We start from the raw sequence: 14,162 nt of genomic DNA on the forward strand, positions 1-14,162 counted from the left end.
CCGCCCCTCCAAATCACCGCGACGGCAGTCCCTTGCTGCCGCCCGTGATTGGTAGTCGGAGGATTTTCGCTGCCGTTTAGGGGACTTGCCCCGTTTCGGCTTCATCTCTTCGCGGCACGGAGCCGCGCGGGCCCGCCGCGTTCAGGAGTTGGTGACCGCGCTCTCCTGCCCCGGCTCGTCGATCTCGATCTCACCCAGCCAGTCGCACAGGCACATCGAGCCGGTGCACAGGGCCGGCATCCCTTCGAGCAGCACTTCCGGCGCGCCGGGGAACCAGGGCGAGGTCGTCACCGGGATGCACGGCATCGGCGTCAGCACGCCTTCCGCCAGCGCCGTCGCCGTCGCCACCTCGGGATTGGCCAGGCTCGAGCACAGGCCGAAGCTGGGGATATTCTCGAGCGGCACGAAATCGAAGATCGTCGCCAGGGGCAGCATGTCGGCGAACACGGGCACCTCGGGCGGCACGATCATCGGCATCGGCGCGCTGCCGAAGCTGCAGGACAGCACCGCGCCCAGGCTGACCAGCTGCGGCACCTAGTCGGCGACGATGCCGCTGAGCGTCAGCGGGTTGCCCGGCGTGAGGATCTGCGTCTCCGTCCCGCCCGCCACCGGCCAGGTGATCGTCGCGGGCGCGCCATGCGGCGCCTGGACGAGATTGTCGAGCGTCACCGTCGGATCCTCCCCGCTCCAGGACAGGGTGAGCGCCAGCGTCCCGTCGAACGCGCCGCCGCTCGGCGTGGAAAAGACGATCTGCGCGGGATAGACCGTCATGTTGGTGAAGCCGATGATATTGGCCAGGGCGCCCCGCACGCTTTGCAGCGCGAGAACTGCCTGACCCAGCACGACCTGGACCAGATTGGTCGAGGCGATGCCCCCGGCGAAGTTGATAGTCACCTGCGCGTCCACCGGGGGCCTCCCTTGTTCGAGTAGCTTCGCGGCTCAGCTCGCGAAGTTGTTCAGCGTGATCGGGTCGCCCGACATCACGGTCTGGGTCTGCAGGCCGTTCGGGGTCGGCCAGGTCACCGTCACGGTGCCCGCGAAGTTGGTGACCTCGAGCGTCGGCGCGTTGCTGCCCGTCTGATGGACCGGCGTCACCACGGCGGCGGTGAACGAGGTGCCCGACTCGACGTTGAAGTTGATCGCGCCCGCCGTGATGTAGAGCGAGGTGAAGCTGATCGTCCCCGCCATGGACAGCGAGCTCGTGGTGTCGAGCGCGAAGGTGCCGTTGGTGATCAGGATCTGCGACGTCGTCGTCGTCAGCGTGGCGTTCTGGAAGTTGATCGTGATCGTGCTCATGGCCATGACGCGTTTCCTTTCTCAGATTCACAAGTGGCGATGGTTTCGAGACTGATTCCGCGGATCGCCCCCACGCGGAGTCTATGGGAAGGTCGCAGGCATCTCCGCGCTCAGCTCGCCGGGGTGGGCGCGGCGGCCGGAGACCGCGGCTCGGGCGTCGGCGTGGGTGCCGGCTTCGGCGCGGGGCTCGGGCTCGGCTTGCTCGCGGTCGGCGCGGGCGCGGGCGCCGGGCTCGGCTTGCTCGTGGGCGGCGTCGGCGTCGGCGCCGATGACGGAGCAGGCGCCGGCGCCGGAGCGGGCGCCGGCCGCGCCGCCGGCTTGCCCTCGGCCTCGATCTGAGTCAGCGGCACCGCCCAATAGCCCGCCCCGACGAAGCGGATGCGCTGCACCGACGTGGCGATCGATACCTGCACATCGCCCGGCACCTGCACCCAGCCATGGATGAACCGGCCGCCGCACAGGATGTGGACGAGCAGCGGCAAGGTGGCGGGCGCGTTCTCGACGTCGAACTCGATCCGCCGCGGCTGGATCGAAAGCCCGCGGATCGCCATCTCGCCCCCGCCATAGCTCGCGCCGAGCCGCACCGACGGCGTGGCACGCAGCATCGGAATGGCCGCATCCGTCTCGACGGGGAAATCGAGCCGGATCGAAGCGGACGAAGGCAGGTCGTAAAAAGTGATGTCGAGTGCGTGCTGCAACAACGCAGAATTCTCGGCCGCCATGCGCAACGCCCTCCCACCCTAAAGAAAATGGTTAGCCGAACGTAATCCCCGTTTCCGTTAAGAAACGAGACCAAACAGATGGAGTCGATATGAAATTATGCTATTGACGCACCCGCATATCGTCAAGCACAACGTTGGCAGTACGTAAGATCTGAATTTTGACAAGGGGAATCCCCGCCGAGTCGACTCCGGGGATGGAGAGTCAAATGGCACTTCAGCTGACATATCCTGGCGTATATGTCCAAGAACTACCGAGCGGAACGCACACCATTTCTGGTGTGGCTACATCCGTAACGGCATTCGTTGGCTATTTGACTCGCGGCCCCATGAACACGCCGGTACAATGTCTGAATTTCGGGGATTTTCAGCGCGTATTCGGCGGACTCGATCCCACGAGCACAACGAGTTTTCAGGTATCGCAGTTTTTTCTAAATGGCGGAACCGAAGCCTGGATCAGTCGTGTCTGCGCGAGTTCTAATCCACCGGTGCAGCCGAAGACCGAGCTTACCGGCGCGTTGCCGCCCACCAGTTCTAGCGGAGGCGGCGGAAGCGGCAAAGGTCTGACGCCGACAACTGGCACCAATCTGGTAGAAATAGACTCGCAGAACCCCGGCACCTGGGGCGAGAACGTGTTCGTGACGGTCGATTACATGACCAACAAGCCGAACACCTTCAACATGGCGGCGACGCTCTACTCGATCACCAGCAACAGCAATTCGTCGAGCAGCAGCTACAGCATCGTCCAGACGCAGAGCGTGCCGGCGGTGACGCTCGACATCAGCCAGACCAACTCGATCGTCGAGGTCATGCAGTCGGGCAACCAGAACAGCGCGCTGCTGGCGGTGCCCAACCTTGCCACGACGCCTTCGGTGCTGGTGCCTTTCGCCAGCGGCACGATCCTGAACTTCACCGCGCCCAAGAACCCCGTCACCGTCACCGGCATCACCGTGACGGTGCAGCCGCCCGGGCCCGATCCGACCAAGCCACCCCCGTCGGTGAGCACGACGATCGCCATGACCAGCTCGGTCTCGACGGTGGGAGACATGATCGCGGCGATCCAGGGCGCGCTGTCGAGCGCCGCCGGCACGCTCGGCTATCCGAGCCTGGCGAGCACGCAGGTGCGCAGCTGCCTTTCGCCCTTCCTTTCATCGAGCGGCACCCAGGCCCAGCTCATCCAGGTCTGGGTGCCCGATCCGGGCTTTGCCGGCTATCTGGTGAGCGTGGTGGCGAACCCCACTTCGCTGTTCACGACGCAGTCGCTCAACTATCAGGCGCAGCAGCTGGTGCCGCCCACGACGACGCCGGCGCCCAAATATCCCGACGGGCTGCCGCCCACCGGGTTCGACATCGCCGGCAACTCGACCAATCGCTCGGGCATCTATTCGCTCGACGCGATGCAGATCGTGAACCTGATCCTGGTTCCCGACATGGCGTCGATGAACACGTCGAACTATCTCACCTCGGCGACCGCGACGCTCAACTATGCGATCCAGCGCAAGGCCTTCGCGATCCTCGACATGCCGCTGACGGTGACGAGCACGACGAGCGCGGTCGCCTGGGCGACGAGCACGCCGGGCACCTTCGGCACCGGCATCATCAGCGCCGCCACCTATTGGCCGCAGATCCAGATCCCGACGCCCTTCTCCACCCAGCTGATCACGCTGGGCGGCAGCGGGACGCTGGCGGGCGTCTATGCGCTGACCGACGTCAATCGCGGCGTATGGAAGGCGCCGGCGGGGATCACCGCGCCGCTGGCCGGAGTGCAGCAGCTCTCCTATGTGATGAACGACCAGGAGAACGGGCAGCTCAACCCGCTCGGCATCAATGCGCTGCGCACCTTCCCGACCTATGACAATATCTCCTGGGGCGCGCGCACGCTCGCCTCGGCGAATGTCGCCGATGACGACTGGAAGTACATCTCGGTCCGCCGGCTGACCCTCTATCTCGAGCAGAGCCTGATCCAGGGGCTGCAATGGGTGGTGTTCGAGCCCAATGACGCAGCGCTCTGGGCGCAGATCCGGCTGAGCGTGAACGCCTTCCTGCACCCGCTCTACCTGCAGGGCGCGTTCGTCGGCGCCACGCCGTCACAGGCCTATCAGGTGGTCTGCGACGAATCGACCACCACTCCGGAGGACATGGACAACGGCATCGTCAACATCCTGATCCTGTTCGCCCCGGTCAAACCCGCGGAATTCGTCGTCATCAGCTTGCAGCAGATGGCCGGACAGTCTTCGAGCTAGGATAGCGACCCATGCCCAGCGTCTCGTCGACCAGCCAGTCTCCCGACCCGTATCTCAACTTCAAGTTCCGCATCAAATGGCAGGGCAAGTACGTCGCCGGCCTGAGCAAGTGCAGCGCGCTGAAGCGCAGCACCGAGGCGACGCCCTTCCGCGAAGGCGGCGATCCGAGCACCAACCGCATCCTGCCGGGCCAGACCAAGTTCGAGCCGATCACGCTCGAGCGCGGGATGACGCAGGACCTCGAGTTCGAAACCTGGGTCAGCCAGGTGTGGAACTATCGCGCGGGCCAGGGGATGGAGAGCTCGCTCGCCAATTTCCGCCGCAACATCACGCTCGAATTCTACAACGCCGCGGGGCAATTGGTGTACGCGTACAACATCTACAATTGCTGGCCCTCCGAATACACCGCGATGCCGGAGCTCGATTCGAGTTCGAACGCCGTGGCGATCCAGACGCTCGTGTTGCAGAACGAGGGCTGGGAGCGTGACGCCAGCGTCAAGGTTCCGCCGCCGCCCAGCTACTGACGGCCATGGCGCCGCGTCCGCTGAGCGCCGCCGAGTTGCTGGATGCCGCATCGGCATGCCGCGGTCGCTCGGCAGCGGAGAAAGGCATCTATCTCGCCGCGCTCGGCATGCCGGACCAGAGTTTCGGCGCCTGCGCGGCGCTGCCGATCGGCGCGCGCGACGCGGCGATCGTGGCGCTGCGCCAGGCAATGTTCGGCGATCGGATCGAGCTTTCGGCGAAATGCCCGAATTGCGAGGCGCGGCTCGACGTGGCGATGGCGTCGGCGGCGCTGCTCGCGATCGCGGGGCCGGCAGCGGAGGCAATGGCCGAGGTCGTGATCGACGGCGATCGCTTCGCGGTGCGCCCGGCCGACAGCGCCGACCTTGCCGCCATCGGCTGGATCCCGGACATCGACGAAGCACGCGCCGAACTCGCCCGGCGATGCCTGGTGCCGGCGGAGGGGGCCGAGGTGCCGCCCTGGCTCGAGGAGACCGAAGTCGACGCGATCGGCGCGGCGATGGCCGAGATCGATCCGGCCGGCGACCCGTTCGTCGCGCTCCATTGCCCCGAATGCGATCGCGAATGGGATGCGCCCGTCGATATCGCCGGAGTGCTGGCGGGCGAGATCGAGGGCGCGGCCGATGCCCTGCTCGACGAGATCCACCTGCTTGCCCAGGCCTATCATTGGAGCGAGGCGGCAATCCTTGCGCTCGGCCCGGAGCGGCGGCGCGCCTATCTTGCGCGGTTGCAGCAATGAGCGACATGCTCGCCCGGCTGGCGGCACGCGCCCAGGAAAGCCCGGTCGTGCTCGGCCGCCGCATCGGCTATCGCTTCGCCCCCACGGCGGACCATCAGGAAGCCTGGCCGGGGGAAGAGGCCTGGCTGGGCGAGCAGCGGATCACCCGGCCGAACGCGTCGGTATCGCTGCCGCAGGCCGGCGACGTGCCGGATGAGCCGCACCCGGGGCCGGCGAGGCCCCGTACCGAGACTGGCCTTGCCGAGGCTGGCGGCATGCCCGCGGAATGGCCCGCCGGCCGCTCGGCGCGGGCTCCACGGACGGACGCGAGCGATACCGCCGACGCGCCCCTTCCGGTCGAGCCCCAGGCATCGGGCCGGCGCTTCCGCACGAGCACCACCGGGCTCGACGCCGCATCAGGCGAAGGCGCGCCGATCACGCAGGCGATGGCGCCGGAGGCTCCGGCGATGACGGTGGCGCCCATCCTGCCAGCGCGCACGACCCCGCATGGCGAGCCTTCCGCCCGCGCGCCCGGGCCTCTGACACGGGGGCCGGCGTCGACCACCCCGGCGGATGCGGTGCCGCCGGTTGCTCCCCCGCAAACGGCCCCGGCTACCGAGCCATCCGCGAATGTCCCCGCCACCAATGCCATCGCGCGCGCCACGGCGGCGACTCCCGCACCGACGGCGAGCGTTCGCGCCGATGCGCCCGGCCTGCCCACCCCTGCGCCGGTGGCCGCTTCCTCCTCCGTGCCCGCGCCGGGGCCGGTCGCGCAGCGCAAGGTCGCCGCTTCCGCGCGGCCCATAGCGGAGAAGGCACAGCCGGCATCGCCCATGCAAAGGGCTATGATCGCGCGGGAAGGCAGCCTGCCCATGGACAGCGCGGCCGGGACCAGCCTCCCCACCCCCGCGAGCGCGCGCGGCGATGTGCCCGAGGCGCTTGGCGCGGCCGAAGTCTCCCCCTCGCCGGCGGGAGAGGCCCGCACTCCCCTGGCTCCGGCCAAAGCGCCGGTCTCGCCAGCGCCCTCCGGCGCGCGTCGCGCCGCGGCGGTTCCGCCGGGTAAATCCTCGATCCTCGGGCCCGGGGCAGAGGGGGGAGCGCCGATCGCTTCGGCCGGCCGGCTGGCGGCCACCACTTCCGCTCCGTTCGAAGCCATGGCGCGAACGGTGCCCGCCCCCATGGCACCGGCCGCCGCGAGCGATCCGATGGTGCCGCCGCGCGATGCACGCGTCGCGATCGCCAGCCCTCCCGCCGAAGCCGCGTCGCGGCCCGAAGCAGCGCCCCCGTCGATGCCCGCAGCGTCTCCGGCCTCGCCTTCCGCTCCGGCCAAGGAGCTACGCGCTGCTCTGTCGCAGCGCCCGGCCTCGGATGCTGCGTCGCGGCCTCCGACGCGCTCCCTCGAAACCGAGGAGCCGCCCGCGCCGCACGGCTCCGCAAAGCCTGCCCCCGGCGTGCCGGCCGCTGCTCCGCCTGCGATCGCGGGGCGGCCGGCGCGCCCCGGACCGTCCGGCGAACCGCGCGCGCTTCCCGCCACGCTCCCGGCAACGGCGACCGCCGCAATGGCGGAGCCCGCCGCGCTACCGCCATCGGCCTCGGCGGGCCCGGCCCGGGACGCGCAGGCGCGGGATCGCGGTCCCCGGCGCGAGGCGCGGTCCGCGCCCGGGGAGCGGCCCGCCGCGCCCGAACGACGTGAGGCGGAGGCGGCGCGTCCCGCCACCGAAACGCGCCGCGTGCCCGCGCGCATGCACGATACGCCGGCGGCGACGCGATCGGTGGCCGCGGAAGTCGTGCCGTTGCCCCGGCCCGAACGCCGGCCCCCGCCTGCCGCGCAAGCATCGGGCGACATCCGCATCGACATCGGCCGCATCGCGATCGACCTGCCGCGCCCACGCACGCCCCCGGCGCGCCCACAGCCGCCGCCGCTCAAGGCCAAGCCGCGCGGAGGGCCGGACGCATGAATTCCAGCTTCTCGATCGCCGCCTGCACCGTGGCGATCGCCGACCGGCTGCACATGTTCATCGGCGACGCGGTGCCGGGCGCGCGCGTGACCACGCTCAATCCGGGCTCCGAAGCGCTGCGCACCGGCGATCCGTTCGTGAACCTCTATCTGTTCCGCACCACCCGCAACGGGTTCGTCTCGAACAACGACCTGCCGACGCGCGGGCCGCTCGGCGGGGCGAAGAACTCGCCGGTGCTCAAGCTCGACCTCGACTATATGATCACCTTTTTCGGCGACGATGCGCGGCTCGATCCGCAGCGGCTGCTCGGGCTGGTCGCGGGTGGACTCAATGCCGAACCCTATATCCCTAGCGACATGCTGCGCGCGGCGGTGGCGAGCACGCCCTGGCTCGGCGGCGGAGCCGGCAGCCAGGAATTGCCACGCGACGAGATCGTGGTCACGCCGCTCAACATGGCGCCGGACGCGATGGCACGGCTGTGGTCCGAGTTCGTCAACGTCCCCTATCAGCTCACGCAGCTCTACACGGCGATGCCGATCGCGATCGAATACCGGCTGCCGGTCCAGCCCGTGCTGCCCGTGCGCCGCATCGGCCTGCGCGCGCTGCCGTCGCGCTCGATCGTGATCATCGACCTTGTCGACGCCGCCAATCCGGACCTGCCGATCTCCGGCGGCTGCACGCTCGCGATCCGCACGCCCAATCCCGCCCAACCCGGTCTTTCGGTGCTGCTGAACGGCATCGCGGCAAAGGATGTGACCAGCGGCTTCGACGCGCAGGGCCATGCCGCGCTGCTCGTTCCGCTGACCGGCGCGCAGCCCGCGCCGCTCGCCTTTGGGAACCTCACCGTCAAACTGGTGAAGCACGGCCCGGACGGCAAGGACATAGAAGCCGAATCCCCCGCTTTCGCGGCGAGCATCGTGCCGGGCTTCGCCGGCGCGCCCTCCATCGGCGCGGACGGCAAGCAACTGGACTTCGCGATGGCGCTGGCCGTGCCCGCCCAGGCGAGCGCGACCGCGCTCCTTTTCGCGCGCGGCGCGAAATCGACCTCGTACAAGATCCCCTGCCTTCCCCGCGCCGATGCGGCAACCGCGCTGGCCGCGCCGCTCATGGGAGTTGCCCCCGGAGACTATCTGGCCAGCATCGAGATCGATGGCGTCGCCAGCCTGCTCGACTGGGAGGGCGGCGCCTATACGGGCCCGCGCGTCACGGTGCCGGGGAGCTGATGATGGCGGAGATCCCCCATGTCGCCCGCCTGCAGGACGCGGTCACCGCCGTCGAGCGCATGCTCGAGGACTATGCCCGCACCCGCTCGCGCCCCGGCCTGCGCCACGAGCTGTCGCAACCGCAGGAGGCCGGGCTCGGCGAACCGGTCCCGGGCTCGGCGTTCGACGCGCTGGCGAGCTGGTTCTCGCTCACCGCCTTCGAGCAGGGCGTGATCGCGCTGGCCGCCGGCTTCGAGATCTCGCCCGACATCGCCAATCTTTGCGCGCTCGCCCAGGGCGATCCCGCCACCCCCTATCCGACGACGCTCCTGGCGCTCGCCATATTCGCCCATCTCGAGGGCGCCTCCCAGGCCGCGTTCGCGCCGTCGGCGCCGCTTCGATACTGGCAGCTGATCAAGGCGGAAGGCACGCAGCCGGGAAGCCGGCTTCAGCAACGCTTCGTCATGCCGGACGCGGTGCTCTCGTTCCTCGTCGGCCAGCCCGTGCTCGACGACGCCCTTGCCGACACCGTCCGCCCGCTCGACCTCGCGCCGCAGCTGCCCGCGGACGGCGTCCTCGCGCACCGGCTCGCGCGGACCGTCCATGCATCGGGCATGGATGCCACCCTCCACCTCGCTGCCGAGCCGAGCCGCCGCGCGCTCGGCGTGGCGGCAGGCGCCGCGGCGGCCCTCGGCCTCCTGCCCTTCCATCTGCCGCTCGCCCGCCTGACGCCCGAGGCGGAACGCGACGGCTTCTTCCGGCTGTGGCAGCGCGATCGGCTCGCGCTGCGCGCCGCGCTGCTCCTGTCCTTCGAGGAGCCGCCGGGCGAGTTCCAGCTGAGCGCGATCTGCCGGCTGATCGGCGAAGGCACCGGGCCGCTGTTCCTGATCGGTGCGGCGGGCCAGTCGATCGCCGAGCGGGCGCCCGGCGCGGTGATCCGCATGTCCCTGCCCAAGACCGACCCGCATGAGGTCGCCGACCATCTTGCCGCCAGTCTGGACCAGGACGCCACGCCGGCGCTGCGCGATATCGCCGCCCGCTTCCGCCTGCCCCTGCCGACGCTGGAGAGCTGCGCCACGGTGGCGCGCGCCAAGGCGGAGGAGACCGAGGCGCCGGCATCGCAGGCGGCGATCCTGGACGAGATGCTGCCGCTGCTCCGCGATCAGGTGCGCGAAGCCATGAGCGGCCTCGCCGATCCGGTGCCGGTGCGGATGACGCTGGACAACCTCGTCCTGCCCGAGGCGGCGCGGGCGGTATTGGGGCAGATCATCGCCCGCCAGCGCAACCGGGCGCGCGTGATGGAGGAATGGGGATTTGCCGCCGCGGGCGGCGGCGCGCAGGGCATGAGCGTGCTGTTCGCCGGCCCCAGCGGCACCGGCAAGACGATGGCGGCGGAGGCGCTTGCGCATGCGTTGTCGCTCGACCTGTTCCGGGTCGACCTGTCGCGGATCGTCGACAAATATATCGGCGAGACCGAGAAACGGCTCGCCGCGCTGTTCGATGCCGCCGACATGACCGACGCGATCCTGCTGTTCGACGAAGCCGATGTGCTGTTCGGCCGGCGGACCGAAGTGAAGGACTCGCACGATCACTACGCCAATCTCGAAGTCGGCTATCTGCTGCAGCGGATCGAGGCGTTTCGCGGGATCGCGGTGCTTACCACCAACCTGGCGAACGCGATCGACGACGCGTTCGCGCGCCGCTTCGCCTTCAGCCTGCATTTCGAATTCCCCTCGCTCGACGAGCGCCAGCGTATCTGGCGGGGCGCTTTCCCGGCGGCCGCACCGGCGGGCGGGCTCGATTGGGACCGGCTCGCCCGGCTGACGCTCACCGGCGGCCAGATCCGGGTCGTCTCGATCAATGCGGCGATGCTCGCCTCGGAGGAGGAGGCCGCGATCTCGATGGGCCATATCGCCCGCGCGCTGGAAAGCGAATATGCCAAGCAGCGCCGGCGCGTGCCACCGGCCGAGCTCGCGGACTGGCCGGCATGAGCCGCCCGCCGCGCCCGCCCGCAAATCTCTCCGCGCCGATCGACGCGGCGATCTCCCGCGACCCGCGGGTGCGCGCCGCGCTGGCCCGGCTCGATGCCGGGCAGCGCGATCATGTCCGCCGCGCGATCGCCCAGGCGATCCGGGCAAAGCTGCGCGAACGCGGAGGCCCGCAATGACGCCCTATCCCAACAGCCCGCACATCCTGAAGGCCGCCCTGATCAGCATGGGCGGCACCATCCCCGTTCCCCGGCTGATCCTGCTGCAATATAATCCCGCCGAGCTCACCCGGCAGCTCCATCCCGATTTCGAGAAGACGGGAGACACGCCCACCGGGACCAACCTGCTCGCCGGCCCCGCGGTCGAGACGATCCAGATGACCGCGCGGATCAGCGCGGTCGACCAGCTCGAGAGCAACGACGCGACGGCGATGGCGTTCGGCATCCACCCCCAGCTCGCCACGCTGGAGATGATGCTGTTCCCGACGACCAGCTCGATCGTGCAGAGCCTCGCCCAGATGGCGCTCGGCGTGCTCGAGATCGTGCCGCCGGAATCCCCGCTCACCGTGTTCGTCTGGGGTCCGCAGCGCGTGATGCCCGTTCAGATCACCAGCTATAGCGTCACCGAGACGATGCACGACACGCGCCTGAACCCCATCGACGCGAATGTGACGATGGATATGAAGGTGCTGACCTATCAGGACTTTTCGCCGAGCCAGACCGGCTTCTACCTCTATCTCGCCAATCTGGCCGAGCGCGAGCTGATGTCGGCGGTGGGCACGGTGCAGAGCGGCGCCAGCATCATTTCGGGGGCGCTCTCGCTATGAACGGCCGCCGGCTCAGCCGCTATCCGACGCAGATCGAGCATGCCGCCCCCGGCAAGCTGGTTCGCGTCCGCACGCGCCATGTGCCCGCGGCTTCGCCTGCCACGTCCGGCGCCGATGCCGCGACGGACGCCGAGGATGCCGTTCCCTATCTCGCGCGTTCCATCCTGCCGCTTGCGACCACGTTCCAGCCCCAGACCAGCTACACGATCCAGGCCGGCGACCGGCTCGACAATATCTCGGCCAGGCTGCTCGGCGATCCCCTGCTCTACTGGATGCTGCTCGAGGCGAACAATGTCAGCGACCCCGCGACGCTATGCGCGGTGCCGGGGCGCAAGATCATCGTTCCCGCCGTGGTGGGCCAGGCCAATGACCCGTTCGACCAGCCCAAGGCCTCACGCCGGGGAACCGCCGCCGCGCCCACCGACCAGACCGACGACCGCGAGGAAAGCCCATGAGCTTTCCCGTCGGCATCCAGCTCGCCGTGCTGGCGGGCACCCAGGAAGTCCCCACTCCGATCGGGCCCGGGCTGGCCGATCTGCTGATCGAGGCCGAGGTTACCGAAGTCGCCGACGGCCAGGCGGCATTCCGCCTCACCTTCGGCGCGCAGCGGACCGACAATGGCAAGGGCATGCAGGTCCAGGTGCTGGCCGACGGCCGCCTCTCGACGGGCAACCGCGTGCTGATCATGGCGATGCAGGCCGCGCTGCCGACGGTGCTGATCGACGGGCTGATCACCGATATCTGGCTCGATCCCGCGCGGAATCCGAACCAGAGCCGCGTCGTGATCAGCGGCGCGGACCTGAGCGTCGCCATGGACCTGACCGAGAAGATCCGCGGCTATCCCGACATGGACGACGAGCTGATCGTGCTTGAGATCCTGGCCGAATATGAGCGGTTCGCGATCGTCCCGGAAACGATTCCGCCGGTCGAGGCCGATTTCCCGACGATCGTCCAGCGCACGCCGATCCAGTACGGCACCGACCTGGAATATCTCTACACGCTAGCGAACCGCTACGGCTATGTGTTCACGCTGCGCCCCGGCCCGGTGCCGCTCACCAACACCGCCTATTGGGGGCCGCCCAAGCGTGTCGGCATTCCCGCGCCCGCGCTCACCGTCGGCAACAGCACTTTCGCCAATGTCGACCAGCTGACCTTCACGCAGGACGGCCGCTCCGCCTTCCAGGTCTCGGGCCTGATCCCGGGGCCGCTCGAGGCCACGCCGGCATTGCCGGTGATGGCGCTCGAGCCGACGCTCCTGCCACCGCTCGCGCTCAAGAGCCCGTTCCCGATCTCCTCGCTGCTCGGCATGAAGCTGCCGACCGGATCGGACGGGTTCGACGAGATCCGGGCGATGGGCTTCGCGCAGGGGCGCGTCAACCGGTCGTCCACCACCGTGGCCAAGGCCGAGGGGGAGCTCAACGTCGAGAAATATGGCTCGATCCTGCGCGCCGGCGGCCTTGTCGGCGTGCGCGGCGCGGGCACCACCTTCGACGGCAATTGGAGCGTCGCCGAGGTGCATCACAAGCTCAAGCGGAACGAATATAAGCAGGCATTCAAGCTGGAGCGCGACGGCACCGATCCCCTGTTGCCGGTGGTGGTGCCATGAGCGCGCGGCACGGCCAGGGAGGCAGGGATGAAGCAGTTCTGGGGCAAGTATCGCGGCGTCGTCGTCGACAACGAGGACCCGCTGATGCTCGGCCGGCTCCAGGTGCTGGTGCCGATGGTGCTCGGCGAAGTGGCGACGGCATGGGCCATGCCCTGCGTCCCCTATGCCGGGCTGCAGGTAGGCTTCTACATGATGCCGCCGGTGGGCGCGGCGATCTGGGTGGAGTTCGAGGGCGGCGACCTCGACTATCCGATCTGGGCGGGCTGTTTCTGGCGCGAGGGCGAGCGCCCGATCGAGGCGGAACTGCCGACGATGCGCATGATCCAGACCAGCTCGGGCAAGCTGCTGTTCAACGACCTGCCCGGCGAGGGCGGCTTCACGCTGACGGTGACCGATCCCGCGGTGGCGGTGCCGGTGGTGGTGAGCGGATCGAGCACCGGCGTGGTGATCAGCCTGGCGGAAATCCGCATCACCATGAACGAATCCGGCGTCAACATCCTTGCCGAGCCGGGCACGCTGGCCGTGACCATGGAAGGCTTCACGATCGCCCACGGCTCGGCGATGGTGGGCGGCGTCGAGCCCGAGGTCTCGATCAACGAGGGCGGGCTCACGGTGCTGTAGCCGCATCGATGGCGGGCAGCGGGCGGAGGGCGCGCGGATGACGGGCTATCTGGGCTTTCCCTATCAGATCGACGGATCGGGGCAGACCGCGACCACCGATCTCCCGACCTATGTGCAGAACCTGATCCTGCTCGTCTTCGAGACCAATCCGGGCGAACGCGTCAATCGCCCGGATTTCGGCGCCGGCATGCGCCAGCTGGTCTTCGGCGGCATGGACGCCGCGCTGGCCAGCGCGGCCGAGACGCTGGTGCGCAGCAAGCTGATCCAGTTCCTGGGCGACGCCATCTCGATCAACACGCTGACCGTGACGATGGGCAACGAGACGGTGACCGTCGACCTGACCTATTTCGTCACCCATACCCAGACCACGGCGGGCACCTCGATCACCGTGCCGCTGCCCGGCTATAGCGCGACGCCGCAAGGCGGCAGCGCCACCGCCACCGCTTCGATTCCGGATTATTGA

General features: G+C 69.0%; 16 protein-coding genes. 12 read left to right on the forward strand and 4 right to left on the reverse strand.

The window, feature by feature from the left end:
• Positions 1-141 precede the first annotated feature (141 nt).
• The 4 genes from OMP43_RS11020 to OMP43_RS11035 all read right to left on the reverse strand — a co-directional run bounded on the left by OMP43_RS11020 (position 142) and on the right by OMP43_RS11035 (position 2,018).
• Complete coding sequence (locus tag OMP43_RS11020) at positions 142-534, reverse strand: DUF4280 domain-containing protein (protein WP_280279771.1); 393 nt, start codon at positions 532-534, stop codon at positions 142-144.
• On the reverse strand, positions 535-906 hold the full coding sequence (locus OMP43_RS11025) for a hypothetical protein (protein WP_280279772.1): 372 nt from the start codon (positions 904-906) through the stop codon (positions 535-537). It lies immediately after the preceding gene.
• Positions 907-939: 33 nt separating this feature from the next.
• A complete protein-coding gene (locus OMP43_RS11030) occupies positions 940-1,302 on the reverse strand; it encodes a hypothetical protein (protein ID WP_280279773.1) in 363 nt (120 codons plus the stop codon).
• A 104-nt stretch (positions 1,303-1,406) separates the two neighbouring features.
• A complete protein-coding gene (locus OMP43_RS11035; protein ID WP_280279774.1) occupies positions 1,407-2,018 on the reverse strand; it encodes a hypothetical protein in 612 nt (203 codons plus the stop codon).
• 629 nt (positions 2,019-2,647) lie between these two features.
• Here OMP43_RS11035 and OMP43_RS11040 point away from each other — a divergent pair.
• From OMP43_RS11040 to OMP43_RS11095, 12 genes are read left to right on the forward strand one after another with little or no spacing between them, the layout of a single operon-like run.
• A complete protein-coding gene (locus tag OMP43_RS11040; RefSeq protein ID WP_280279775.1) occupies positions 2,648-4,258 on the forward strand; it encodes a phage tail sheath C-terminal domain-containing protein in 1,611 nt (536 codons plus the stop codon).
• 11 nt (positions 4,259-4,269) lie between these two features.
• The gene (locus OMP43_RS11045) at positions 4,270-4,782 is read left to right on the forward strand and encodes a phage tail protein (protein WP_086130278.1); all 513 of its coding nucleotides are present in this window, start codon (positions 4,270-4,272) and stop codon (positions 4,780-4,782) included.
• 5 nt (positions 4,783-4,787) lie between these two features.
• Positions 4,788-5,519 (forward strand): hypothetical protein, encoded by a 732-nt coding sequence (locus OMP43_RS11050; protein WP_280279776.1) that lies wholly within the window; start codon positions 4,788-4,790, stop codon positions 5,517-5,519.
• The gene (locus OMP43_RS11055) at positions 5,516-7,456 is read left to right on the forward strand and encodes a hypothetical protein (protein ID WP_280279777.1); all 1,941 of its coding nucleotides are present in this window, start codon (positions 5,516-5,518) and stop codon (positions 7,454-7,456) included. The genes OMP43_RS11050 and OMP43_RS11055 overlap by 4 nt, the downstream gene beginning before the upstream one ends.
• Entirely contained in the window at positions 7,453-8,679 is a 1,227-nt protein-coding gene (locus OMP43_RS11060; RefSeq protein ID WP_280279778.1) for a Pvc16 family protein, read from the forward strand. Before OMP43_RS11055 ends, OMP43_RS11060 begins: the two co-directional genes overlap by 4 nt.
• 2 nt (positions 8,680-8,681) lie before the next feature.
• Positions 8,682-10,649 (forward strand): ATP-binding protein, encoded by a 1,968-nt coding sequence (locus OMP43_RS11065; RefSeq protein WP_280279779.1) that lies wholly within the window; start codon positions 8,682-8,684, stop codon positions 10,647-10,649.
• Positions 10,646-10,825 carry a hypothetical protein gene (locus OMP43_RS11070; protein WP_280279780.1) on the forward strand — a complete coding sequence of 60 codons (180 nt, stop codon included), beginning with the start codon at positions 10,646-10,648 and terminating at the stop codon, positions 10,823-10,825. Before OMP43_RS11065 ends, OMP43_RS11070 begins: the two co-directional genes overlap by 4 nt.
• Positions 10,822-11,472 carry a hypothetical protein gene (locus OMP43_RS11075; protein ID WP_280279781.1) on the forward strand — a complete coding sequence of 217 codons (651 nt, stop codon included), beginning with the start codon at positions 10,822-10,824 and terminating at the stop codon, positions 11,470-11,472. The genes OMP43_RS11070 and OMP43_RS11075 overlap by 4 nt, the downstream gene beginning before the upstream one ends.
• Positions 11,469-11,927, forward strand: a complete 459-nt coding sequence (locus OMP43_RS11080; protein WP_280279782.1) for a hypothetical protein — start codon at positions 11,469-11,471, stop codon at positions 11,925-11,927. Before OMP43_RS11075 ends, OMP43_RS11080 begins: the two co-directional genes overlap by 4 nt.
• Positions 11,924-13,078: a hypothetical protein gene (locus OMP43_RS11085; RefSeq protein WP_280279783.1), complete on the forward strand. Its 1,155-nt coding sequence runs from the start codon at positions 11,924-11,926 to the stop codon at positions 13,076-13,078. Before OMP43_RS11080 ends, OMP43_RS11085 begins: the two co-directional genes overlap by 4 nt.
• Positions 13,079-13,105: 27 nt before the next feature.
• The gene (locus tag OMP43_RS11090; protein WP_086130271.1) at positions 13,106-13,699 is read left to right on the forward strand and encodes a phage baseplate assembly protein V; all 594 of its coding nucleotides are present in this window, start codon (positions 13,106-13,108) and stop codon (positions 13,697-13,699) included.
• 37 nt (positions 13,700-13,736) lie between these two features.
• Complete coding sequence (locus OMP43_RS11095) at positions 13,737-14,162, forward strand: GPW/gp25 family protein (RefSeq protein ID WP_086130270.1); 426 nt, start codon at positions 13,737-13,739, stop codon at positions 14,160-14,162.

It is taken from the genome of Sphingomonas sp. CBMAI 2297, assembly GCF_029870595.1.
Taxonomy (GTDB): domain Bacteria; phylum Pseudomonadota; class Alphaproteobacteria; order Sphingomonadales; family Sphingomonadaceae; genus Sphingomonas.

What these genes read in the sequence shown, in the direction of transcription:
- OMP43_RS11095 (WP_086130270.1), top strand. Translation starts at nt 13,737, where the DNA reads ATGACGGGCTATCTGGGCTTTCCCTATCAGATCGACGGATCGGGGCAG.
- OMP43_RS11060 (WP_280279778.1), top strand. Translation starts at nt 7,453, where the DNA reads ATGAATTCCAGCTTCTCGATCGCCGCCTGCACCGTGGCGATCGCCGAC.
- OMP43_RS11075 (WP_280279781.1), top strand. Translation starts at nt 10,822, where the DNA reads ATGACGCCCTATCCCAACAGCCCGCACATCCTGAAGGCCGCCCTGATC.
- OMP43_RS11030 (WP_280279773.1), bottom strand. Translation starts at nt 1,302, where the DNA reads ATGGCCATGAGCACGATCACGATCAACTTCCAGAACGCCACGCTGACG.
- OMP43_RS11090 (WP_086130271.1), top strand. Translation starts at nt 13,106, where the DNA reads ATGAAGCAGTTCTGGGGCAAGTATCGCGGCGTCGTCGTCGACAACGAG.
- OMP43_RS11050 (WP_280279776.1), top strand. Translation starts at nt 4,788, where the DNA reads ATGGCGCCGCGTCCGCTGAGCGCCGCCGAGTTGCTGGATGCCGCATCG.
- OMP43_RS11085 (WP_280279783.1), top strand. Translation starts at nt 11,924, where the DNA reads ATGAGCTTTCCCGTCGGCATCCAGCTCGCCGTGCTGGCGGGCACCCAG.
- OMP43_RS11080 (WP_280279782.1), top strand. Translation starts at nt 11,469, where the DNA reads ATGAACGGCCGCCGGCTCAGCCGCTATCCGACGCAGATCGAGCATGCC.
- OMP43_RS11045 (WP_086130278.1), top strand. Translation starts at nt 4,270, where the DNA reads ATGCCCAGCGTCTCGTCGACCAGCCAGTCTCCCGACCCGTATCTCAAC.
- OMP43_RS11035 (WP_280279774.1), bottom strand. Translation starts at nt 2,018, where the DNA reads ATGGCGGCCGAGAATTCTGCGTTGTTGCAGCACGCACTCGACATCACT.
- OMP43_RS11070 (WP_280279780.1), top strand. Translation starts at nt 10,646, where the DNA reads ATGAGCCGCCCGCCGCGCCCGCCCGCAAATCTCTCCGCGCCGATCGAC.
- OMP43_RS11065 (WP_280279779.1), top strand. Translation starts at nt 8,682, where the DNA reads ATGGCGGAGATCCCCCATGTCGCCCGCCTGCAGGACGCGGTCACCGCC.
- OMP43_RS11055 (WP_280279777.1), top strand. Translation starts at nt 5,516, where the DNA reads ATGAGCGACATGCTCGCCCGGCTGGCGGCACGCGCCCAGGAAAGCCCG.